The following is a 22,873-nucleotide window of genomic DNA, read 5'->3' on the forward strand; positions in this document are numbered from 1 at the left end:
TCAGCGCTCCAGGGGGATCAGGCCGGACAGGCCGAGTTCAGCGACAGCGGTGCACAGGGCCTCGCTGGGGGCGGTGATCCGGAACTGCGCGCCACGCCCGGCCGCGCTGGTCGCCGCGGACAGCAGAAGCTGCAGGCAGGGCGTGGCGACGCGCTCCACGGCGGCGCCATCGAATTCGATGTCGTCAAGCGCCAGCGCCTCGCGCAGCGACTGGCACAAGGCGTCGGCGGCTTCGAGATCAAGAAGGGCTGGAAGCTGCGTCCGCGATGCGGGCCCGTGGCCCGATCCTGCGATGGTCATCTCTCGTCCTCATCTGGCGACGGCCGGTCGCCCCGCTGCGCGTGCTGCCTATTGGACATGCTGCGCGCTAACGCGCCGCTACCCCGGCGCCCGGCCCTAGAAGAGCTCGACGTCGCCGGCGCTGGTCGGCAGGTCCTCAGAGTGCGATTCCTGGCCGTTCAGGCGCGCCAGGAAGTGCCTCTGGACGGATGAGAGGGTCTGCTGGTTGAGGATCTGGCGCAGAAGATCCTGGTCGATGATCTCGCGGCCGCCCATGTCGGGACATGCCGCGACGGTCTCGTCCTGCAGGGACTGGATGGCCGCGCCCAGCGTCTCGATCGCCCCGACGACATGCTGGAGGTGCTGCGTGCAGCGATCCTGGAACTGCGTCGTGGTCACCAGGCGGCCCACAAGGCCACTCACCCGGTCGCTGGCGGCCGTCGCTTCGTCCGTGATGGCGGCCAGCGCTTCGCTCTGCGCCGAGATGCCGGCAAGGACGTCGCGCAGCCGCTCGCGCGTCGCGCGCTGGTCGTCGCCGTCGGTGTCGGCCAGGCCCGCCAGGTCCGCCTGCGCCGCCTGCATGCCGGCCGCGAGTGCCGCGATCCGCTCGCGCACCAGCTTCGCCGTGCCGTCGGTGTCGTGGGCGAGGTCGCGGACTTCCTGCGCGATCACCATGAAGGTGCCGCCACCACCGGAGTCGCTGCCGCGCTGTGCCTCGATCGCGGCATTGAGCGCGACGTAGCGGGCCTGGCGGTTGATCCGTTCGATCCGTGCGACGCAGTCCTCGACGCCGCGCAGCTCGGCTTCCATGCTGGACAAGGCGCTGGTCATGCGCGCGGATCGCGCCGCGATGGCATCCAGCGCCTCGCTGGCCTGGCCGATCGCCTGGGCGACGAAGCGGGTCGCCTCGGACATCGGCACATCGGCACCCGAGACCCGGATGCTGCGGGCGATCTCGGCGGTGGCCGTGACGCGCCGGGTCTGCTCGGAGGCGGCCGTGGCGAGGTCGCGGAAGCCGGCCGACAGGTCCAGCGTGCTGCGCTCGATCAGCGTATTCGCCCCGTGCAGGTCCTCGATGGTGGCGATGAAGGCCCGGCGCTCGAGCTCGCCCAGGGCGAACCAGCGCTCCAGCAGGTCGGACAGCCCGCCGGTGTCGCGCGGCGATGCCGGCCGGAGGGGAGCCAGGGAGAGACTGTCGGGCATGGCGGACCTAACCGGGATTGCCCGCGAGAAAAGCAAGTCGAGCCGAAGGTTTGGTTAAGCGCGGCGCGGCGGGCCTCGTCCGCATGCGACCTGCCGGGGGATGCGACCGACACGCGCCGCCGTCGGCTTCCCGGCACGGACCCCGCGGGAGCGAGGTGTCGCCCCGGCTGGCATGCGCTGTCAGGTTGCCGCCCGGTTCGCCGCATCCGCGCTCAGCCCCACGAAGACCCGGACGGCCGGCAGATCGAGCGATTCCGGCAGCGCGACCGCGTAGACGCCGCCCTCGATCGGCTCACCCAGGATCGGCACCGCCCGCAGCCGCTGGTCCTGCCATGCCTCGCCATCCAGGACGACGCTGATGCCGATACCCGCCGCCACGGCCTCCCTGGCGGCCTCGCGGCTGCCGACCTCAAGGGCGATGCGACCCGACAGGCCATGCGCCGCGAAGGCCGCTTCCATCATGGCGCGCGTCATCGAACCCGGCTCCCGCAACACCAAGGGCCCCGCGGCCAGGTCCTCCAGGCTAATGCCGGCGCGTGGCGCCGAGGCCGGCACGCAGGCGATCAGGCGCTGCGTGACCAGCAGCGTGCAGGACATGCCCTCCACCGGCTTGGTCAAGGTCATGATCGCCACCTCGACCTCGCAGGCGGAGAGCGCCTCCAGCAGGCCGTTGGTATTGCCGAGCCTGGTGCGCACGCGCAGCTCGGGATGGGCCGCCATCAGGGCCGCGATGCACGGCATGGCGTGGGCCGGCGTCGAGAGGCCGATGGCGATGCTGCCGCGGCGCAGGTCGCGCGACTGGCGCATCGTCTCCTCCAGCTCATCCATCCGGCCCAGCACGAGCCGCGCGCGCGCCAGCAGGTCCTGCCCCGCATCGGTGAGCGCGAGGCGGGGGCGGCGATGCAGCAGCAGGGTGCCGCAGGCGCGCTCCAGCCCGGTGAGCGTGACTGAGACGGTTGGCTGGCTGAGGCCGAGGATCTCGGCGGCACGCGACACGCTGCCGCCTTCCACCGCGGCGGCGAAGCAGCGCAGCGCGGCCAGGCTGATCGCACCCTCCCGCCGGCCGCGGCGCGCGTCATTTGTCACGGCGAAGGCCCCGCACCGTCATCGAAGCGTCATCTCCATATCTTAGTATCAAGGCAATCAGACGATGCAATCTATAGCATAATTCTATGGAGGTGACCATGCGCGATCTTGCCCGCCGCCCCCTGCTCGGCGCCGGCGCCGCCCTGCTGGCCGCGCTCGATTCGACGCTGGCGCAGGCCCAGCAGCCAGCCCCGCGGCGCGGCGGCGCCCTGGTCTATGCGCAGCTCTCGGGCAACCGCCGTGGCGGCGATGCGACCAATTCCCGCCATCCCTACTTCATGGTCGATCTGATCACCCGCTCCGCCTACAACACGCTGGCCTGGGTGGATGAGGAGCTGAAACTCCAGCTCGAACTGGCCACGCGCATCGAGCCCGCGGATGAATCGCTGAAGGTCTGGGAAGCGACGATCCGCGAGGGCGTGCGCTTCCACGATGGCCGCGTGATGACCGCGGCCGATGTCGCGTCTTCCTTCGAACTCCACCGCCAGCGCAACTTCGCCTCCCGCCAGATCCAGCGCACCGAGGTGGTGAATCCCACCACGATCCGCTTCCACCTGGATGCCGGGAATTCCGAATTCCCCTTCGTGCTCGCCGAATATGATTGCGTCGTGATGCCGGCGAACCCGGATATCGAGCGCATCGGCCTGGAGGGCATCGGCACCGGCCCGTTCCGCATCACCGGCTCCGACCCGCAGCGCCGCATGACCTTCGAGCGCTTCGACGGCTATTGGCGCCAGGGCTTCCCCTACTTGGACCGGCTGGAGGTGGTGAACCGCGAAGGCCAGACCGAAGCCGCGCTGGCCGGCTACCGCGCGCGCCAGTTCGACGCCATGCTGAACATCGACCCGCGCCTGATCCGCCAGATGGAGCGCGAGCCGCAGACCGACCTGGTGCCCGCCGCCTCCGGCGACCAGGCAGTGATCATCCTGCCCAAGCATCCGGGATCGGCCTTCAACGATGTCCGCATCCGCCGTGCGCTGTCGGCCGCGATCGACCGCGAGGGGCTGGTGCGGATCGTCTATGGCGGCGCGCGCTGGGGCTGGGTCGGCAATGACAGCCACCTGGCCGCGGCCGACCCGATGTTCGTGGCCCCCGAACGCCCGCGCGACCTGGCTTTGGCGCGGCGCCTGCTGGCCGAGGCCGGGCATGCCGGCGGCATCACCCTGCCCACGCTGTACTACGCGCCGCAATGGCCGGAGATGGCGCGCTACTTCCAGTTCATCCAGGAGAGCGTGCGCGAGGCCGGCATCACCCTGCCGATCGAGGAACGCCCCAATGACGGCTACCTGCGCTTCCGCCAGGGCGACCCCGACGTCACCAAGGGCAATTGGCACCGCTTCGCCTATACCGCCGTCGGCCCGCGCAACCCGGGCATCAGCCTGTTCCGCATGCGCCCGGCGAACAACGAGAGCGGCTATTGGTCCGGCCCCGCCGCCGACCGCTACATGGCGCTCTATGCCCGCGCGATGCTGACGCCCGACGCCGCGGCGCGCCGCGCGATCTATGCGGACATGCAGGCGATCCTGCGCGAGGAGGTGCCCGCGCTGCTGCCCGCCGGGCGCAACAACGTGCTGATCAAGCGCAACACCGTGCAGAACCTGAAGAACCATCCGCAGCACTGGTCGGTGCGCTGGGATGACGTCTGGCGCTCGGCCTGAGGAGCAGCACGACATGACCATCACCCGCCGCACCGCGCTTGCCGCGGCCGCCGCCAGCCCGTTGCTCGGCATCGATGCCGTGGCGCAGCCCAGCACGCCGGTACGCGGCGGCACGCTGAACATCGCGCAGTGCTCGGCCAATCGCCGTTCGGCCAGCCCGCAGAATGCGCGCCACCCCTACTTCCTGGTCGATGCCACCACGCGCCTGCCCTATGGCTGCCTGGTGTGGGTCAACCGCGCGCTCCAGCTGGAGCCGGAACTCGCCGAACGCTGGGGCCCGGCGGACGAGAGCATGGCGGTGTGGGACATCACGCTGCGCGATGGCCTGCTGTTCCATGACGGCACGCCGGTGACGGCGCGCGACGTGGTCGCGAGCTTCGAGTTCCACCGCACCCGCTCCCCCTTCGCCCGCCAGATCGAGCGGATCGAGGCGGTGGACCGCCTGACCGCGCGCTTCTTCCTCGATGCCGGCAATGCCGAATTCCCCTTCGTGTTGGGCGAATACGACAGCGTCATCATGCCCGCGGCGCCGCCGGAGACGATCGGCCTGTCGGGCATCGGCTGCGGCCCCTATCGCATCGTCTCGACCGACCCGAACCGGTCCATCGTGTATGAGCGCTTCGACCGCTACTGGCGCGCGGGACTGCCGCTGCTGGACCGCATCACGCTGCACAACCGCGAAGGCCAGCAGGACAGCGCCATCGCCGGGCTGCGCTCGGGCCAGTTCGACGTGGTGATGACCATCGACCCGACCGCGGCGCGGCAGATCGGGCGCGACCAGGATTACGTCGTCGAGACCGGCGGCGGCGGCTACCACTACGTGGTGCAGTTGCCGCAGCATCCGGGCTCGCCCTTCCTGGACAAGCGCGTGCGCCAGGCGTTGGCCTATGCGGTGGACCGCGAGGCGATCGTGCGGCTGGTCTATGGCGCGCAGAATGGCTGGGTCGGCAATGACAGCCACCTGGTCGCGGCGGACCCGAACTTCCTGCCGCGTCCGGCGCTGCCCCGCGCCCAGGCGGTGGCCCGCGCCCGTGCCCTGCTGGCGGAAGCCGGCCACCCCAACGGCATCAACCTCGGCACCCTGTACTGGAGCCCGCAGACCCCCGAGGCCGGCCGCTACTTCCAGGTCCTGCAGGAGACGGTGCGTGAAGCCGGCATCACCATCGCGCTCGACCAGCGCCCGAATGACGGCTACGTCCAGTTCCGCACCGGCGACAACGACTTCGCGCAGGGCCGGTTCCACCGCTTCGCCATGACCGCGGTCGGCCCGCGCAACCCGGGCATCAGCCTGTTCCGCATGCGCGGCGCCAATGTCGAATCCGGCCATTGGCGTGGCCCCGAGCAGGACCGCTACATGGCGCTGTACCGCCAGGCGATGGCGACGCGCGAGGACGCCGCCCGGCGCGCCATGTTCCACGACATGCAGCGCATCCTGCACGAGGAAGTGCCCGCGCTGCTGCCCGCCGGCGCCATGACCTTCGCCGTGCGCCGGCGCAACGTGCAGGGCTTCGCCTTCCATCCGCAGATCTGGTCGGTGCGCTTCGACGAGGTGTGGCGCAGTTGATCGTGCTGGTCCTGCGGCGCGGCGCGCTGTCGCTCGTCACGCTGTTCCTGCTCGCGACCTTCGTCTTCTTCGCCACCGAGGTGCTGCCGGGCGATGCACTGGACGTGTCGCTCTCGGCCGACGAGATGGCGATGATGCCGCCCGAGGTGCTGGCGCGGCGCCGCGCCGAGCTTGGGCTCGATCGGCCGGTGCTGGAACGCTATCTCGGCTTTCTGGGCGGGCTGCTGAACGGCGATCTGGGGCGGACCATCATCACCCGCGCGCCGGTGGCCGATATCGTGGCGATGCCGCTGCGCAACTCCATCGCACTGGCGGGCGTGACGCTGCTGCTGGCGCTGCCGGTGGCGCTTGCCATCGCGATGGCCGCGGCGCAGGCCAAGGGGCGGGCGCTGGACAATGCGGTTTCGGGTGCTGCGATCATTGGCTACTCGATTCCAGAATTCGTCACGGGCCTGCTGCTGATCGCGGTGTTCGCGGTGTGGTGGCCGGTCTTTCCCGCCACCATTACGGCCAGCACCGATGATCCGCTCGGCGTGCTGCTGGCGGCCGCGCCGCTGGCGATCGCCACCACCATCATCGGCTCCATCGCCTATCTGGGGCGCATCCTGCGGGTCGGGCTGATCGAGGTGATGGCGGCGGATTTCGTGGAGCGGCTGCATCTCTCGGGCATTCCGCGCTGGCGGATTCTCTGGCTGCACGCGCTGCCGGCGGCGATGATCCCGGGGCTTTCGGCGGCCGCGCTCTATGCCGCGTCGCTGGTCTCGGGCGTGGTGGTGGTGGAGCTGGTCTTCGCCTATCCGGGCATCGGCGCCGAGCTGGTGCGCGCAGTGACGCGGCGCGAGGTGCATGTGGTGCAGGCCATCGCGCTGGCCGCTGCCGTCTGCGTGGTGCTGTTCAACCTGCTGGCGGACCTCGGTATCGCGGCACTCGACCCACGGACCCGGCGCGCATGACCGTGCTGCTGCGCCGCCCCGCCGCATTGCTCGGGCTTCTGCTGGTGGCGCTGCACCTGGCGGTCGCCATCGCCGCCCCCTGGATCGCGCCCTTCGCGCCGACCTCCCTGCTCGATGCACCGCTGGAGCCGCCCGGCGCCACCTATTGGCTCGGCACCGATGATCTGGGCCGCGATGCCTTCTCGCGCCTGCTCTGGGGTGGGCGGGTTGCCATGTTGGTCGCCTTCGCGGCCGGTGCGGTCGCGGTGCTGGGCGGCGCGTTGCTGGGCCTCGCCGCCGCGTACCGGCGCGGGAGCTTCGACGACGTGCTGATGCGCCTGGTCGAGATGAAGCTCGCGGTGCCGACCATCCTCTTCGTGGCCATCTTCGTCACCGGCTTCGGGCAATCCGTGCCGGTGCTGATCGTGGCGGTCGGCATCATCCAGATGATGGGCGTTGTGCGCACCACCCGCGCCGCCGGCATCGTGCTGATGGAACAGGGCTATGTGCGCGCCGCCCAGCTGAATGGCGAAGGCGGGGCCACCATCATCCTGCGCGAATTGCTGCCCAACGTGGCCGACCTGATGGCGGTGGAATTCGCGCTGCGCGCCTCCTCCGCGCTGCTGCTGGTCTCGGCGCTGTCCTTTCTCGGCCTGGGCATTTCCCCGCCCACGCCCGATTGGGGCTTGATGGTCGAGGACGGTATGGCCCTGCTGGAAAGCGAGCCCGCCCTGGTGCTGGCCCCCGCGCTGTGCATCGCGACGCTGGTGCTGGGCATCAACCTTGCGGCCGAAGGGCTTTCCGATGCGCTCGGCCTGGATGCGGCGCGAGGTGGGGGTGGCTGATCCGGTGCTCCAGGTCCGTGACCTGTCCATCGCCTGGCGCGGCGCCGATGGCCGCGCGAACCGCGTGGTGGACGGCGTGTCCTTCGACCTTGCCGCCGGTGGCACGCTGGGTATCGCCGGTGAGAGCGGCAGCGGCAAATCGACCCTGGCGCGCGCACTGCTGGGCCATTGCCGTGCCGGCAGCGCGATCACCGGCGGCAGCATCCGCCTGGATGGCGACGACCTGGCCGCGCTGTCCGAACCCGGCCTGGCGCGCCGGCGCGGCCGCGTGATGGCGATGGTGCCGCAGAACCCGCTGGCCTCGCTGACCTTCCATCTTCGCGTGGGGCGCCAGCTTGAGGAGGTGCTGCGATGGCGCGCCGGGCTGTCGGCCGACGCCGCCCGGCTTCGCGCCATCGAGCTGTTCGGCCAGATGGGCCTGCCCGACCCGGAGCGCCTGGCCCGGCGCTATCCGCACCAGCTCTCCGGCGGGCAACGCCAGCGCGTGGTGCTGGCCTGCGCCATCGCCTGCGACCCCTTGCTGCTGGTGCTGGATGAACCGACCACGGCGCTCGACAAGACCACCGAGGCGCAGGTGCTGGACCTGATCCGCCGCCTGCGCACGGCGCGCCAGGGGGCCATGGTCATCGTCACGCATGACCTGAATGTCGTGGCCGATATCTGCGACCGGGTGCTGGTGATGCAGCACGGCCGGATCGTCGAGCAGGGACCGGTCGGCCAAGTCTTCGCCACCCCGCGCGAAGCCTATACGCGCGTGCTGCTCGGCGCCGCCTTGCGCGTCGAGAACGCCAGCCGCGCCCGCCCCGCCGCGCCAGGCCTACCGCTGCTGGAGGTCACGGGGCTGGGCTTCCGCTATGCGCGGCCCTCGCTGCTGCGCCGCGCGCCGCCCGGGCCGCCCATCCTCGATGACATCGGCCTGACACTGGCGCGGGGCGAGGTGCTGGGGGTCATCGGCGAATCCGGTTCGGGCAAGACGACGCTGGGGGGCATCGTCACCGGCCTGCTCGCCGCGGATCGCGGCCGCCTGGCCTTCGACGGCACGGAGCTTACCGCGCGGCGCACGCGCGAGCAGCGCCGGCGCATCCAGATGGTGTTCCAGGACCCGCTGTCGTCGCTCAACCCGCGCCGTCGCGTGGGCGATGCGGTGATGCGCCCGCTGCGGCTGTTCCACGGGCTGGACCAGCGCGACGCCGCCCGGCGCGCGGCGCGGCTGTTCGAGGAGCTGGGGCTGGAGCCCGCGTTGCTCGCGCGCTTCCCGCGCCAGCTCTCGGGCGGCCAGCAGCAGCGCGTGGCGATCGCCCGCGCCTTCGCGGCCGAGCCCGACCTGCTGATCTGCGACGAGATCACCTCGGCGCTGGATGCCTCGGTCCAGGCACAGGTGCTGGATCACCTGGCGGCGATGCAGCGCCGGCAGGGCACGGCGATGCTGCTGATCACGCACGACCTGTCCGTGGTGTGGCGCATGGCGCGGCGGGTGGCCGTGATGCAGGGCGGGCGTATCCTGGAGACCGGCGAGACCGAGGCGATTTTCCGCAAACCCGCCAACCCCTATACCGCAGCGCTGCTGGGGGCGGCGACGCGGGCCGCCCGCGCCGGCCAGCCCGAACTCGTGGACGCGACTGGATAGAAAACGATGCCGCAAGACCCCGCCTTCGCCGCGCCCGGCCGCTTCTGGAAGGGCAACATCCACACGCATTCCAACGCCTCCGACGGCGTCCGCACGCCCGAGGAGGTCTGCACGACCTATCGCGAGGCCGGCTACGACTTCCTGGCCCTGACCGATCATTTCCTGGCGAAGTACAACTTCCCGGTGGTCGACACGCGGACCTTCCGTACGCCCGGCTTCACCACGATCCTGGGCGCCGAATTGCACGCGCCGGCGACAGCGCTGGGCGAGATGTGGCACATCCTGGCGGTGGGATTGCCCGGCGATTTCGCGCCGACGGCCGCCGGCGAGACCGGCCCGCAGCTGGCGGCGCGCGCCATCGCCGCCGGCGCTTTCGTCGCCATCCCGCATCCAGGCTGGTACGCGCTGAGCGCGGCGGATGCGAACACGCTGGAAGGCGCGCATGCGGTGGAAGTCTACAACCACACATCGCAACTGCGGACCGAGCGCGGCGATGGCGTCTATCTCGCCGACCAGCTGCTGGCCGAAGGGCGCCGCGTCACCCTCATCGCGGTGGATGATGCGCATTTCGCCTGCCCCGATGCCTTCGGCGGCTGGGTCATGGTGAAGGCCGCGGCGAATGAACCCGGCGCACTTCTGGCCGCGCTGAAGGCCGGGCAGTTCTACGCGACGCAGGGGCCGGCCATCCACGACATCACCTGGGCGGAGGATTCGGTGGAGATCACCTGCTCGCCCGCCGCCAGCATCATGGTCCTCGGGCGCGGTTCACGCGCGGCACAGTCGGTGGCGCCCTTGCAGACCCGGGCGCGCCTGCCCATCGCCGCGTTGCGCGCGGGCGGTTTCGCGCGCGTCGTCGTGGCGGATGCGCAAGGCCGCCGCGCCTGGTCGAACCCCATCCATTTCCCGAGCTGACGGAGAGCATCATGCGTGCCGCTATCGTGTCCGAGATCCAGGCCCTGCTGGAAGGCAAGGCGGAGGGCCGCTACGGCCTGACCCTCATCAACCAGCAGCAGCATGCCCTGCAGGCCGCGTGGCTTGCCGAGCAGGAGGGCCATGGCGACGCGCTGGTGACGGCCTCCCTGCTGCACGACATCGGCCACCTCGTGCACGACCTTGGCGCCAACCCCGCCGATGCCGGCATCGATGACCGGCATGAGGAGGTGGGCCATGCCTGGCTGGTCAACCATTTCGGACCGGCGGTGACCGAGCCGGTGCGCCTGCATGTCGCGGCCAAGCGATATCTCTGCGCCGTCGAGCCCGACTACTTCGCCAGGCTCTCACCCGACAGCGTGAAGAGCCTCGCGCTGCAGGGCGGCCCGATGTCGGCGGAGGAGGCCAAGGCCTTCGAGGCCCTGTCCCACAGCGCCGAGGCGGTTCAGCTGAGGCGCTATGACGAACGCGCCAAGGTGAAGGGGCTGGAGACGCCCGCCGTCGCGCACTTCATGCCCGCGGTGGCGCGCAGCCTGAAGTGATGGGGCGTGGGGGTGGGAAGCCCGGTTTGGCGGAGAGCGAGGCGCCTGTGAATCGGCGTGGAAGCAGGACCCCCTGGGAGAGGTGATCGGCGTCCAAAAGGGACCCCTCTGCTGAAGGGGTTCACGTTGGCTCTCGGTGATGTCGGGGGTCATGATTGGGATGCCGGTGGTGGAGACGATCGGGAAGATCCATCGGCTGCATGAGATCGAGGGTCTGCCGATCAAGGCGATCTGTCGCCGGCTTGGCGTGTCGCGGAAGGTGGTGCGCAAGGTCCTGCGCTCGGGTGCCACGGAGTTCCGCTACGAACGCGGCGAGCAGCCGCTTGGCGCTTGGCGCGGCGAGCTGGATCGCCTGCTGACAGAGAATTCGGGTCGGGCAAGCCGTGAACGGCTGACGCTGATGCGCGTGTTCGAGGCGCTGCGCGGCCTTGGCTATGGCGGTGGCTACGACGCGGTGCGTCGGTACGCGCGCGGCTGGCAGCGTGCTCGGGCGGCGGTGTCGGCGGCGGCCTATGTGCCGCTGAGCTTTGCGCCGGGGGAGGCGCACCAGTTCGACTGGAGCCACGAGATGGTGGTGATGGCGGGTGCGGCGATGGTGGTGAAGGTCGCGCATGTCCGCCTGTGCCACAGCCGGATGATGTTCGTGCGTGCCTATCCGCGCGAGACGCAGGAGATGGTGTTCGACGCGCACGACCGGGCGTTTGCGTTCTTTCGCGGGGCCTGCATGCGCGGGATCTGCGACACCATGAAAACCGCGGTGGAGGCGATCCTGGTCGGGCGGGATCGGACCCGCAACCGACGTCTCCTGCAGGTGTGCAGCCACCACCTGGTGGGTCCCGTGGCGTGCGCGCCCTCGTCAGGCTGGGAGAAAGGCCAGGTCGAGAACCAGGTGGGCGTGGTGCGCGAGAGGTTCTTTTCGCCGCGGCTGCGGGTGACGAATTTCGAGGAGCCGAACGCGCTGCTGCTGGAACGCTGTGTCGCCTCTACGCGCATCCAGCCGATGCCCACGAAGGCCCCACCCGCGCAGCGGCGCCATGTTCGTCTTGATCCGGGTCTCGTCGACGAGGACCAGGCCGCGCGGGTCGATCCTGCCCTGGTGGGCTTTCCAGCGGGCGCGCTTGACTGCGATGTCAGGGCGCGACTGCTCGGCGGGCAGCAGGGTTTTCTCTGAAGCTCAGCCCCTCGGCGTGCAGGAACACCCACACCGCTCGCCGGTCTGTCTTGATGCCGCGCGCCGCCAGTTCGGCCGTCAGTCCGCGTGTGGTGAACGCGCCCTCGGCAACCCGCCCGCGCAGCCACTCGGCGTGCTCGCCAACAAGGGTGCGCGGCTTGTGCCCGCCCACCCGGTCGGGCGCCGGCGAGCCCGTCTCCCGCTGGCGCTTGCGCCACTTCGGCACACAGGACGGGCTGATCCGCAACGCCGCTGCAATCTCCCGGATCGTCTCGCCTTCCTGCGCCCGCTGCACCGCGCGCTCACGCAGATCCTCAGAGTATGCGCGCATCCAGGCTGGCCTCCATCGCCCGGCCCAGAGCTCGGATCAGATCTCAGCCCGTTCCGGAATCCCGATTCCGCACAAACACAGCGTACTCTAGCCAGCTTCCGGCCGTCGGTCCGCCCAGGGACGCGCGCGTTCCAACAAGGCCCCAAGCCGCAGCACATCCGCCTCCGCGCCCCAGCGACCGACAACCTGCACCGCGGTGGGCAACCCATCCGCGCCGAGGCCGGACGGTAGCGACACCGCGGGATGGCCTGTCAGGTTGAAGGGATATTGCGGCGAGGTCCAACCCTGCCGCGTGATGCCGCAGGCCTCGCCATCGACCATCACCTGGTCGTTCGCCGCGTCGAAGGCGACGGGCAGCGCGGTGCGCGTCATGGTCGGCATCACCAGCATGTCATGGCGGTCGAACAGCGACTGCATCGCGCGGAACAGACGTGTGCGCGCGAACTGCGCGTTGCGGAAGTCGGCCAGCGAGAACTGCGCGCCGCGTTCCATGAAGGCGAGTGTGACCGGATCCATGCGGTCCTTCCATTCCGGCAGGAAGGGCGCGCAGAACACCGCGAAATTCGCCTGGTACAGCACGCGGCCTTCGTATTCGATCCAGTCGATCGGCGTGTCCACCTCCTCCACCACGGCGCCCATCGCCGCCCAGGCATCCAGTGCACTGCGCGTATTCGCCGCGACATCCGCCGCGACACGCGGATTGGCGCAGCGCGGCACATAGCCGATGCGCAGGCCCGACAGATCCTCGCCCACCAGAGACACGCAGGCCGGCCGCGCGGCGGCGCCGATGCTCCAGGGATCCAGCGGGATCGGGCCAGCCAGCACGGCATGCATCATCGCGGCATCCGTCACGGTACGCGCCAGCGGGCCGGCATAGGTGTTGTTGCCGAAGGCGTCGCGCGCCGTATCGGCCGGAACGGCGCCGAGCGTCGGCTTCAGCCCGACCAGGCCGCAGCAGGCCGCGGGTCCACGGATCGACCCCGCGCCATCGGTCCCGAGGCCGAGCGGACCGAGCCCGGCCGCCACCGCCGCCGCCGCACCGCCCGACGACCCGCCCGGCGTGCGCTCCAGGTTCCACGGATTGCGCGTGGCGCCGAAGGATGGCCCGTCGGTCAGGCCCTTCACGCCGAATTCCGGCGTCGTGGTCTTGCCGACGATGATCGCGCCCGCCGCGCGCAGTCGCGCGACCAGCACGTCGTCCCTCGTGGCCGGAGCCGATTGCGCATGGATCGCGGAACCATGCGTGGTGCGCATCCCCGCGACATCCAGCAGGTCCTTGATGTGCACCGGAACGCCGTGCAGCGGGCCGAGCGGTGCGCCCGCCATCACGGCGCGCTCGGCCGTGGCGGCGTCTGCGCGGGCCTTCTCCTCGGCGACCGTGACGAAGCAGTTCAGCCGCGGCTGGGTGCGCGCGACCGCGGCCAGGACCGCATCCACGTATTCGACCGGCGACAGGCGGCGGCGTCTGATCAGCGCGGCGGCGCGCGCGGCGGGCATGAACAGCAGGTCGTCGTCGGTGGACATCGCTCTCTCCGCTGCGCCGGCACGACGTGGCGCTTCAATCCGCATGGCAGTAGAAGCAGGCATTCAGACAGCGAGACCCGCAATGCCGCAAGACCGCGCCAACAGCATCGACGCCGCGCTGCGCGGGCGCGCCCTTCGCGTCATCCCCGGCGGGCTGTGGGGGCACCTCAACGCCGCGAACCTGCCGGAGGGCTATCCGCAATTCTTCCAGGCCGCCGAGGGCTGTCGCCTGCGCGACGCCGATGGGCGGGAATTCGTCGACCTGATGTGCGCCTGGGGCCCGATGGTGGTCGGCTATCGGCATCCGGCCGTCGAGGAGGCCGCACGCCGCCAGGCCGAGCAGGGCGACGCGATGAACGGCCCCGCGCCGGTGCTGGTCGAGCTCGCCGAAACACTGGTCGACATGATCCCGCACGCGGATTGGTGCCTGTTCGAGAAGAACGGCACGGATGCCACCACCGCCTGCGTGACCATCGCGCGCGCCGGCACCGGGCGGCGCAAGGTGCTGGTGGCGCGCGGGTCCTATCACGGCGCCGCGCCGTGGTGCACGCCGTCGCTGGCGGGCGTTACCGCCGAGGACCGCGCGCACATCCTGCACTTCGACTACAACGACGCGGCGTCCTTGCACGCAGCAGCGGAGGAAGCCAAGGGCGACCTTGCGGCGGTGATCGTCACCGCCTTTCGGCACGACATGGGTCGCGACCTGGAACTGCCCGATTCCGCTTTCGCACGGGCGGCGCGGGCGATCTGCGACGCGGCAGGTGCCGCGCTGGTGCTCGATGACGTGCGCGCCGGCTTCCGGCTGCACCTCGGCGGGTCGTGGGAGACGATCGGCGTGCGCCCGGATCTCGCTGCCTACAGCAAGGCGATCGCCAATGGGCATGCGCTGTCGGCCGTGACGGGCAACGACGCCTTCCGCGACGCGGCGACGCGCATCTACACCACGGGGTCCTTCTGGTGCGCGGCGGTGCCGATGGCGGCGGCAGTGGCGACACTGGCGGAGTTGCGACGCGTCGATGGGCCCGCGCAGATGCGCGCGATGGGCGATCGGCTGCGCGCGGGCCTGGACGCGCTTGCGGCGCGGCACGGCGTGGGCATCCGCCAGAGCGGCCCGCCGCAAATGCCGCTGCTGCTGTTCGCGGAGGACCACGACGGCCGGCTCGGCCAGGCCTTCTGCGCGGCCGCGCTGCGCGCCGGGGCGTACTTCCACCCCAGGCACAACATGTTCCTGTCCTGCGCGCATGGGCCTGCCGATATCGACGCGGCGTTGCAGGCGGCCGATGCGGGCTTCGCCGCGGTGGCGCGAATGGGCTGACGCTTCAGCGCGGCGCCAGCGATTGCCGCGCGGCGGCGGATGCCGCGATGCCATCCCAGCCGTAGCGCATGGGCGTGAGGCGTGCCTCGGCCCAGGTGGCGTGCTGGTCCGCGTAGTGCGGGCTGCCGGGGTGGCCCGAGGTGCCGTGGAAGACCGTCCAACGCGACTTCTCCCAGTCGCCGACATCGAAGACGTAGCGCGCCAGCGCGCCGTAGGTCGCGCGGGTCCCGCCGGAGGGGAGCAGCCCATTGGCGAAGACCGTATCGCCATCGCCGCCGATGGCGCGCGCCGGCGGGTCGAGCAGCGGCGCCGCCGCGGGAAACAGCGCGCCCAGCGGATGGGCCAGGCGCGGGCGATGCGCCTCGCCCCAGGGCTGCGCCGCGATCGGGTCGGTCGCGGCGGTGGTCAGCGCAGCCTGCAACGCCTGCGCCCAGGACCAGCCGCCGAGCAGCGATGCGTCGTCGGCACGCAGCAGTGCCGGCAGCGTCCACCAGAGTTGATTGAGCGGCACAACGCCCGGCGCGACGGCCAGCAGCGGGTCGCCCGCCAGCCCACCGAGGCCGCTGCGGTCGGCCAGGATGCGCGTCAGCGCCAGGCGCAGCGCGATGTAGCCGCTGGCGGCCAGGCTGTCTGCCGCCATGCGGCCATCCCAGCCAAGCAGCGTTTCGCGCAGCGCCGCCGCGGCGGCATCCTGCGGCGCCGGCAGCGTGGCCAGGTGGTCGCGCAGCAGCACCGCATTGGCGGAGAGCGTGTCGCCATGGATCGCTTCGGCCGTTGTGCCCGGCTGGCCCAGCAGCTTGCCGATGCGGCGCGCGCGGGTCGGCGGATGGCAGTCGGTGCAGAGGTAGTCCGGGCCGCCATCGGCCACGACACGGTTGTTCGCGGTGACGATCATGCCGCCCGCCGGGTCGATCTGGCGCGGCATGGAGTCGAAGGGGATCCAGCCCTGCCATTCGTGCTCGCCGGTCCAGCCGGGCACCGGCAGCCAGCCATTGGCGCGCGGCCGCCGCGGCACCATCGCGCGCACCAGGTGGCCGATGCGCCCTGTGGTATCGGCCGCCACCAGGTTGTGGTCGATCAGACCCCAGCCGCGCGTCGCCTCGAACAGCGATGACACGTCGGGCGCGCGCAGCATGCGCGGCAGGCAGTCGAAGGACAGGTCGGTCTCGGCGAATTGCACGGAGCGCAGCGCCAGCGCGGTGCCGCTGGCCGGATCGCCGGCGACGATGGGGCCGTGGGTGGTCTCGATGACCTCGATCTCGCGCGCGGGCGCGCCGCGCGCGGCGATGGTCTCGCGGCGGCGGCGCACCGGCAGCCAGGCATCGCGGAACAGGTGTTGCGCGGCGGTGGCATCGAAGCGTTCGACGAACAGGTCGTGGATATCGACGAAGGCGTGCGTCACGCACCAGGCGACGCGGCCGTTATGCGCGAAGTGCGGGAAGCCCGGCACGCCGGGCACTGTCAGCCCCACCACGTCGAAGGCATCGCAGGCGAGATGCCCCTGCGCGTACATGTTGGGGATTTCCAGCAAGCGATGCGGGTCGCCGGCGAGCAAGGGCCGCCCGGTCGAGCTGCGCCCGGCCGACAGCGCCCAGTTGTTGCTGCCACCACCCGCGGCATCCGGCGCGGCGCGGTCGAGCAGCGCGGCGATGCCAGGCGCGAGGTCCGCCAGCGTCGCGCTCCAGCGCGCCGCCTCGACCCCTGGCGGGATGCAGAGCAGGTCGATGCCAGCATCCTCGTAGCGCAGCTTCGCGGCCTGGTCGGCGCCGACCAGTGGCAGCGCCGCGGCGCGCCACAGCTTGAACCACACCGAGCCCATCAGCAGGCCGAGACGCCGCATCACCGCGATCGGATGCCAGGTCTCCCAGCGCATCGGGGTGGCGCCGAGCAGCACGTATTCCACCGCCGGCGGCGCGCCTGAGTCCAGGAAGGCATTCACCCCCGCGACATAGGCTTCGAGCATCCCACGTGCTTCATCGCCAAGCGCGGCGAGATCGCGCCGGCAGGCGGCCTCCATGCCCAGGCGACGGCACAGCACGTCCATCTCGGCGGCGGCCGCGCCAAGCCATTCGGCGCTGCGCCCCAGGGCGCGGCGCAGGTTCAGTTCCATCTGGAACAGCCGGTCCTGCGCGTGCACGAAGCCCTGCGCCAGGAAGGCGTCGTGCTGCGTGCGCGCGCGGATATGCGGGATGCCCTCGGGGTCGCGGAACACCGCGACGGCATCGGTAAGGCCCGCGACCCGCAGCGTGCCATCGAGCGGCGGCAGCGCCGCGCGCAGCGTCTCGGGCGTCATGCGGCGAGGTCCACCTCCCAGAACATCGGGTAGGAGGACTGGATCATGTTGTTCAATGTGGTGCGGTAGCCGGCGGGGATGGTGAACTGGCCCCACATGACGGCGGGCGTCAGGTCGTAGGCGATGGTCTGGATCTCGGCGGCGACGCGCGCGCGCGCGGCCTCGTCCTCGGCGCGCGCGAAGGACTGCAGCAGCCGCGGGATCCGGTCGTCGCAGGACCATCCGGGGAAATCGGCGCAGGTCGAGGCGACATAGAAATGCGTGAGTGGGGAGAACATGTCGGTCCCGTTCGAATAGACCGAAAACATCGACCACCCATCGCGCCGCACGCGCCGTGCCAGCACCGTGCCCCAGTCCATCACCTGCTGGTCCACGTTGAAGCCCGCCAGCTTCATGTTCTGCACCAGCACCATCGACGCCGTCTGGCTGATCGACCCGGCCACCTCCATGGCGATCACGGGTTCGCCGCGATAGCCGGCGGCGCGCAGGTCGGCGCGCGCGCCCTCGATGTCCACGCGTGCGCCGGCCGCACCGGCGGTCGAGGAATAGGGCGCGTCGCACATCCAGAAGGACGGGCATTGCGGCGCGCGGAAGCGTTCGGGCACGCCGATCGCGGTCAGCACCGCCGTCTGGTCCGCCAGCTTCCACAGCACACGCCGGATCGCGGGATTGTCGAAGGGCGCGACCGCGTGGTTCAGGCGGAAATTACCCTGGAACTGGTGCAATCCACCCAGCCCCAGCAGCCGCACGCCACGCGCGCGTTCCAGGCGCGACAGCATGTCGAAGGGCAGGTACTGCATGTAGTGGATCTCGCCCTGCATGAGGGCGTTGGCGCCGGTCAGCTGGTCGGGCATGACGCGCAGGTTGAGCTGGTCGATCTTCACGCGCTTGCCGCCGGCGAGGAAATTCGGCGGCTCGGCGCGCGGCACGTAGTCCGCGAAGCGCTCCAGCACCATGATGTTGCCCGGGCGCCAGAGATCCGCGCGGAAGCGGAAGGGGCCGGAGCCGATGATCTCGGTGATGCGCTGCGTGTTCGGCACGCGCGCCAGGCGTTCGGGCATCATCACCGGCAAGGGTGCGTTGGGCTTGCCCAGCACCTGCAGCAGCAGCGGGAATGGTTCCTTCAGCACCAGGGTGAAGCTGCGCGCGTCGGTCGCTTCCATCGAGGCCGTCGCGGCCTCCAGCATGCGCCCGAGCGGATCGCGTGGCGCCCAGCGTCGCAGCGACAGCACGCATTCCGCCGCCGTGACCGGCGCGCCGTCATGCCATTTCAGACCCTCGCGCAGGCGGAAGCGCCAGGTCAGGCGATCGGCGGAGGTCTCCCATGCCTCGACCATCTGCGGCTTGATCTGGCCGCGGTCGTCCATCGCGAACAGCGTGTCGAAGACGTGTGTGGCGAAGGTGCGCGTGATGGCGGCGGTGATGACATGCGGGTCGAGGATGACGACCTCGGATTCCAGCACGACCTCCAGCGCCCGTGCGGCACGCGCCTCGGGCGGTCGGATGATGCCGGAGGCGGCGAGTGCGGCGCCTGCGCCCAGAACGCCGCGCCGGCCCGTGGTTGCTTGCAGCATCTCCGCTTCCTCCGCGCTTGGAGGCGGAAGCCTAGCAGCCCGTCGGCGACGCGCCAGCCTTGCATCGGCCCCGGCCCTGAACCGTGGTTCGTTGACAGCCCCCCCCGAGCGCCCACAGCCTTCCCTCGGGACCAGGCCCTGGCGACACGCAGGGACCACCGGCAACGGCGGTCCGAACGGGAGAGGGACGAGCGCATGGCAACCTCGCGACGCAGCTTGGTGGCGGCAACCGCGGCCGCGACCGCGCTGCTTCCGCGCGCGGCAGGCGCGCAGCGCGCCTACCCGTCGCGGCCGATCCGCCTGGTGGTCGCCTGGGCGCCCACCGGTTCGATCGACACCGTGGCGCGCAAGGTCGGCCAGAAGTTGTCGGACCAGTTGGGCCAGCCTGTCGTGATCGAGAACCGCTCCGGCGGCTCCGGCACCATCGGCGCGGCCGAGGTCGCGCGCGCGGCGCCGGATGGCTACACGCTGCTCGCGATCGACAGCACCTACGGCATGATGCCCTTCCTGCACAGCCGCCTGCCCTTCGACCACGGCCAGGCCTTCCAGGTCATCACCATCACCGCCTTCACGCCGGTGATGGTCGCGGTGCATCGGGATTCGCCCTACCGCACCCTGCAGGACCTCACGGAAGCCGCGCGCCGCGGCCCGGAGCGGATCACCTATGGCAGCGGCGGCGTCGGCAGTTCCGTGCACTTCGCCACCGCGGCCTATGAGATCGAGGCCGGCGTCAAGCTGTTCCACGTGCCCTATCGCGGCGGTGGCGAAGCGGTGATGGCGGTGCTGTCGAAGCAGGTCGATGTCGTCTTTGCCTCGCCCAGCGCCGCCGTCGGCGCCGCGACATCGGTCCTGCGGCCCTTGGCGATCAGCGGTACGGCGCGCATGCCGGCGCTGCCGGAGGCCCCGACCTTCGCCGAGGCAGGGCTGCCGAGCTACGCGATCACGCATTGGTCGGGCCTGGCCGCGCCGAAGGGAACGCCTGGCGATGTGATCGACCGCCTTCATACGGAGACGGCGCGGGCATTGCGGATGCCCGACGTGCTGGAGTTCTTCGCCTCCATCGCCTGCCTGCCCGGCGGTGCGCCGCCCGCCGAGATGGAGCGGCTGATGGCCGAGGAGACGGTGCGCTGGCGCCGCGTGGTCGAGGCCTCCGGCATCCGCCCGCAATGAAGGCCGGCTTCGATGTCGTCGTGATCGGCGGCGGCTGCGCCGGCCTGGCCACGGCGATCGCGGCGAGCGACCTCGGCCTGGATTGCGTCGTGCTGGAGAAGGCGCCGAAGCTCGGCGGCGGCAGTGCGATCTCGAGTGGCTATCTCTGGATCGGCGCCAATCATCTTGATGCGGCAGCCGGCGGCACCGACACGCCGGAGGCGGTGACGGACTACATCCGCTACGTCGGCGCCGGCGCGGTGGACGAGGCCCGCATGGCGGCCTTCGTCGCCGAGGCGCCCGGCGCGCTGCGCTTCTTCGAAGCGGCCGGCATTCCCTTCCGGCTGTCGCCGCGCATCGACCACTACGGCATGGCACCGGGCGCGCGCGGTGCCGGGCGCATCGTCGATACGCCGCCCTTCGATGCCGGTGCCTTCGGCGACGCGGTCCTGCTGCCAGCAGGGCCGTTGTTCCGGGTCTCCGGCTCGACCCTGCCGGGCGGCGCCAATTCGCCGGCGCTCTGGGCGGCTGCCGAAGCCGCGGCGCGCGACCAGCCCGGACTGCGCGGTGGTGGCGCGGGGCTCGTGAGCCGGCTCGTGCAGCTCGCGATCGGGCGCGGCATCCCGCTGCTGACGGGCGTGGCGGTCGAACGCCTGACCGTCACCGATGGGCGCGTCAGCGGCGTCGTGGCGACAGGCGGCATCATCATCGAGGCCAGGCGCGCGGTGGTGATCGCCAGTGGCGGCTACGAGTCCAGTCCCGAACTGGTGGACCGCTTCGAGGCGCTGCCCGGCTGGCAATCCATGTTCCCCGGCAGCGTCACCGGCGACGGGCTGGTGATGGCGACCGAGCACGGCGCCGCGACGCAGGTGATCGGCAACAACCTGTCGGTCTTCCTCGGCTTCCGCAATCCGGACGAGGCGCCTAGCGGGGTGGCGCCCTGCCGGCTGTCCGGCACGCAGGAATTGCCGTCGCCGCACACGATGGTTGTGAACCGCCATGGCCGGCGCTTCGCCGACGAATCCTTCTTCCAGGCGATGGCGCCGGCGCTGCACCACTTCGACGTCGTTGCGCGCGAACGGCCGAACCTGCCCTGCTGGCTGATCTTCGACCGGCAATTCGCCGACAGCTTCTCGTTCGGCGGGCGGCCGCCCGGCGCCGCGATACCATCCTGGGTGCAGCGCGCGGACAGCATCGAGGCGCTGGCACGGGCGTTGGGCATCGATGCGGATGGCCTTGCCGCGACCGTCCGCGGCTTCAACGCGGATGCGCGCGATGGCGTCGACCGCGCGTTCGGCCGCGGCCAATCAGCCTGGGGGCTGAACCGCTACGACCCACGCACCACGCTCGGCGCGATCGACGCGCCGCCCTTCTACGGCATCCGCCTGCATCCGACGGCCCTGTCCTCCGTTGGGTTGCTGGCGGACGCCAAGGCGCGCGTGCGTCACGTGCGGGGCCATCCGATGGCGGGCCTGTATGCTGTCGGCAATGCGGCGGCGCGAACGGAAACCGGGTCGGGCTACCAAACCGGGTTCTCGCTCGCCTCCGGCCTCACCTTCGGCCTGATCGCGGCACGCGACACCGCATCCGACAGGGAAGCGAACTAGCCATCGAACGGGACGTGTACCCAGCCCTGCATCAGGATCCGCGCGCTGCGGCTCATGATGGCCTTGGTGACCGTCCACTGTCCGTCGGCCTGCTGCGCCAGCGAGCCCACGCGCAGCGTGCCGGAGGGATGGCCGAAGCGCACCGCCTCGCGCTCGCCGCCACCCGCGGCCAGGTTCACCAGCGTACCCGGCACGCAGGCCGCGGTCGCGATGGCAACCGAGGCGGTGCCCATCATCGCGTGGTGCAGCTTGCCCATCGACATCGCGCGCACCAGCAGGTCGACATCGCCGGCACCGATCATCCTTCCGCTGGAGGCAGCGTAGTCCCTCGGCGGCGAGACCCAGGCGACCTTCGGCGTGTGCTGGCGTTGCGCGGCCTCCTCGAGCGTCTTGACCAGGCCCATGCGCAGCGCGCCATGGGCGCGGATGGTCTCGAGCCGGGCCATCGTCGCGGCATCGCCGTTGATGTCGTCCTGCAACTCGGCGCCAGTGAAGCCGAGGGCATCGGCGTCCAGGAAGATGGTGGGGATGCCGGAGTTGATCATGGTCGCCTGGAAGGCGCCGACGCCCGGCACCTCCAGCGTGTCCACCAGGTTGCCGGTGGGGAACATGGAGCCGCCATCGCCGTCCTCGGCCGGATCCATGAACTCGAGCCGGATCTCGGCGGCCGGGAAGGTCACGCCGTCGAGCTCGAAATCGCCCGTCTCCTGGACCTCGCCCGCGGTCATCGGCACGTGGGAGACGATGGTCTTGCCGATATTCGCCTGCCAGATGCGCACGATGGCGATGCCGTCGCGCGGCACGCGGGCGGGATCGATCAGCCCGTTGCGGATCGCGAAGGGCCCGACCGCGGAGGTCAGGTTGCCGCAATTGCCGCTCCAGTCGACGAAGGGCTTGTCGATCGACACCTGGCCGAACAGGTAGTCGACATCGTGATCCGGGCGCGTGCTGCGGCTCAGGATGACGGCCTTGCTGGTGCTGGACGTCGCGGCGCCCATGCCGTCGGTCTGCTTGCCATAGGGGTCCGGGCTGCCGATCACGCGCAGCAGCAGCCGGTCGCGCGGCGCGCCCGGCACGCGCGCCGCCTCCGGCAGGTCGTCCAGCACGAAGAAGACGCCCTTGCTGGTGCCGCCGCGCATGTAGGTGGCGGGAATCCGGATCTGCGGTGCGTGGGCCATGGTCGCTTCCTGGGCAGTGCCTTGGGCGAAGGATACAGCGCGCCGGCGCCCGTGGAAGGTGCCGG

17 protein-coding genes and 3 pseudogenes are annotated in these 22,873 nt (G+C 70.9%); 11 read left to right on the top strand and 9 right to left on the bottom strand.

Annotation, left to right across the window (positions count from 1 at the left end):
- The 3 genes from LQ222_RS09645 to LQ222_RS09655 form a co-directional block, all read right to left on the bottom strand.
- Window positions 1-300, bottom strand: coding sequence for a lipid asymmetry maintenance protein MlaB (locus LQ222_RS09645; protein ID WP_230166065.1), 300 nt, complete (start codon window positions 298-300; stop codon window positions 1-3).
- A 96-nt stretch (window positions 301-396) separates the two neighbouring features.
- Window positions 397-1,482 (bottom strand): methyl-accepting chemotaxis protein, encoded by a 1,086-nt coding sequence (locus tag LQ222_RS09650; RefSeq protein WP_230166066.1) that lies wholly within the window; start codon window positions 1,480-1,482, stop codon window positions 397-399.
- Between the two features lie 180 nt (window positions 1,483-1,662).
- The gene (locus LQ222_RS09655; protein WP_230166067.1) at window positions 1,663-2,568 is read right to left on the bottom strand and encodes a LysR substrate-binding domain-containing protein; all 906 of its coding nucleotides are present in this window, start codon (window positions 2,566-2,568) and stop codon (window positions 1,663-1,665) included.
- A 98-nt stretch (window positions 2,569-2,666) separates the two neighbouring features.
- Here LQ222_RS09655 and LQ222_RS09660 point away from each other — a divergent pair, with 98 nt between their 5' ends.
- The 8 genes and pseudogenes from LQ222_RS09660 to istA all read left to right on the top strand — a co-directional run.
- Window positions 2,667-4,226, top strand: coding sequence for an ABC transporter substrate-binding protein (locus tag LQ222_RS09660; RefSeq protein WP_230166068.1), 1,560 nt, complete (start codon window positions 2,667-2,669; stop codon window positions 4,224-4,226).
- 13 nt (window positions 4,227-4,239) lie between these two features.
- A complete protein-coding gene (locus tag LQ222_RS09665) occupies window positions 4,240-5,790 on the top strand; it encodes an ABC transporter substrate-binding protein (protein ID WP_230166069.1) in 1,551 nt (516 codons plus the stop codon).
- Window positions 5,791-5,792: 2 nt separating this feature from the next.
- Window positions 5,793-6,743, top strand: a complete 951-nt coding sequence (locus tag LQ222_RS09670) for an ABC transporter permease (protein WP_230166177.1) — start codon at window positions 5,793-5,795, stop codon at window positions 6,741-6,743.
- Window positions 6,740-7,567 carry an ABC transporter permease gene (locus LQ222_RS09675; RefSeq protein ID WP_230166070.1) on the top strand — a complete coding sequence of 276 codons (828 nt, stop codon included), beginning with the start codon at window positions 6,740-6,742 and terminating at the stop codon, window positions 7,565-7,567. Before LQ222_RS09670 ends, LQ222_RS09675 begins: the two co-directional genes overlap by 4 nt.
- On the top strand, window positions 7,527-9,194 hold the full coding sequence (locus LQ222_RS09680) for an ABC transporter ATP-binding protein (protein WP_230166072.1): 1,668 nt from the start codon (window positions 7,527-7,529) through the stop codon (window positions 9,192-9,194). The genes LQ222_RS09675 and LQ222_RS09680 overlap by 41 nt, the downstream gene beginning before the upstream one ends.
- Window positions 9,195-9,200: 6 nt before the next feature.
- Complete coding sequence (locus tag LQ222_RS09685) at window positions 9,201-10,106, top strand: PHP domain-containing protein (RefSeq protein WP_230166074.1); 906 nt, start codon at window positions 9,201-9,203, stop codon at window positions 10,104-10,106.
- An 11-nt stretch (window positions 10,107-10,117) separates the two neighbouring features.
- Entirely contained in the window at window positions 10,118-10,666 is a 549-nt protein-coding gene (locus LQ222_RS09690) for a phosphonate degradation HD-domain oxygenase (protein WP_230166075.1), read from the top strand.
- Window positions 10,667-10,826: 160 nt separating this feature from the next.
- Window positions 10,827-11,672: pseudogene (gene istA / locus LQ222_RS09695) on the top strand (IS21 family transposase); the annotation flags it as partial.
- Here istA and LQ222_RS26355 read toward each other — a convergent pair.
- The 3 genes and pseudogenes from LQ222_RS26355 to LQ222_RS09705 form a co-directional block, all read right to left on the bottom strand.
- Window positions 11,652-12,039 (bottom strand): annotated as a pseudogene (locus LQ222_RS26355) (IS630 family transposase); the annotation flags it as partial. The pseudogenes istA and LQ222_RS26355 sit on opposite strands and share 21 nt — an antisense overlap.
- A 3-nt stretch (window positions 12,040-12,042) precedes the next feature.
- Window positions 12,043-12,168, bottom strand: a pseudogene (locus LQ222_RS26360) (helix-turn-helix domain-containing protein); the annotation flags it as partial.
- A gap of 87 nt (window positions 12,169-12,255) precedes the next feature.
- Window positions 12,256-13,692, bottom strand: coding sequence for an amidase (locus LQ222_RS09705; RefSeq protein WP_230166077.1), 1,437 nt, complete (start codon window positions 13,690-13,692; stop codon window positions 12,256-12,258).
- An 82-nt stretch (window positions 13,693-13,774) separates the two neighbouring features.
- Between LQ222_RS09705 and LQ222_RS09710 the strand changes: the two genes are divergently transcribed.
- The gene (locus LQ222_RS09710) at window positions 13,775-15,007 is read left to right on the top strand and encodes an aminotransferase class III-fold pyridoxal phosphate-dependent enzyme (protein WP_230166078.1); all 1,233 of its coding nucleotides are present in this window, start codon (window positions 13,775-13,777) and stop codon (window positions 15,005-15,007) included.
- A gap of 4 nt (window positions 15,008-15,011) precedes the next feature.
- Here LQ222_RS09710 and LQ222_RS09715 read toward each other — a convergent pair whose 3' ends face one another.
- Both LQ222_RS09715 and LQ222_RS09720 read right to left on the bottom strand, forming a co-directional pair.
- Complete coding sequence (locus tag LQ222_RS09715) at window positions 15,012-17,300, bottom strand: penicillin acylase family protein (protein WP_230166079.1); 2,289 nt, start codon at window positions 17,298-17,300, stop codon at window positions 15,012-15,014.
- Entirely contained in the window at window positions 17,297-18,874 is a 1,578-nt protein-coding gene (locus LQ222_RS09720) for an ABC transporter substrate-binding protein (protein WP_230166080.1), read from the bottom strand. Before LQ222_RS09720 ends, LQ222_RS09715 begins: the two co-directional genes overlap by 4 nt.
- A 195-nt stretch (window positions 18,875-19,069) precedes the next feature.
- On the opposite strand from LQ222_RS09720, the gene LQ222_RS09725 reads away from it, so the two are divergent.
- Both LQ222_RS09725 and LQ222_RS09730 read left to right on the top strand, forming a co-directional pair.
- Window positions 19,070-20,044, top strand: coding sequence for a tripartite tricarboxylate transporter substrate binding protein (locus tag LQ222_RS09725; protein ID WP_230166082.1), 975 nt, complete (start codon window positions 19,070-19,072; stop codon window positions 20,042-20,044).
- Window positions 20,041-21,630 carry an FAD-dependent oxidoreductase gene (locus LQ222_RS09730; RefSeq protein WP_230166084.1) on the top strand — a complete coding sequence of 530 codons (1,590 nt, stop codon included), beginning with the start codon at window positions 20,041-20,043 and terminating at the stop codon, window positions 21,628-21,630. The genes LQ222_RS09725 and LQ222_RS09730 overlap by 4 nt, the downstream gene beginning before the upstream one ends.
- Here LQ222_RS09730 and prpF read toward each other — a convergent pair.
- Entirely contained in the window at window positions 21,627-22,808 is a 1,182-nt protein-coding gene (gene prpF, locus LQ222_RS09735) for a 2-methylaconitate cis-trans isomerase PrpF (protein WP_230166086.1), read from the bottom strand. The genes LQ222_RS09730 and prpF overlap by 4 nt on opposite strands.
- Window positions 22,809-22,873: the final 65 nt, after the last annotated feature.

This window comes from Roseomonas sp. CECT 9278 (assembly GCF_918698155.1).
Lineage (GTDB): Bacteria > Pseudomonadota > Alphaproteobacteria > Acetobacterales > Acetobacteraceae > Neoroseomonas.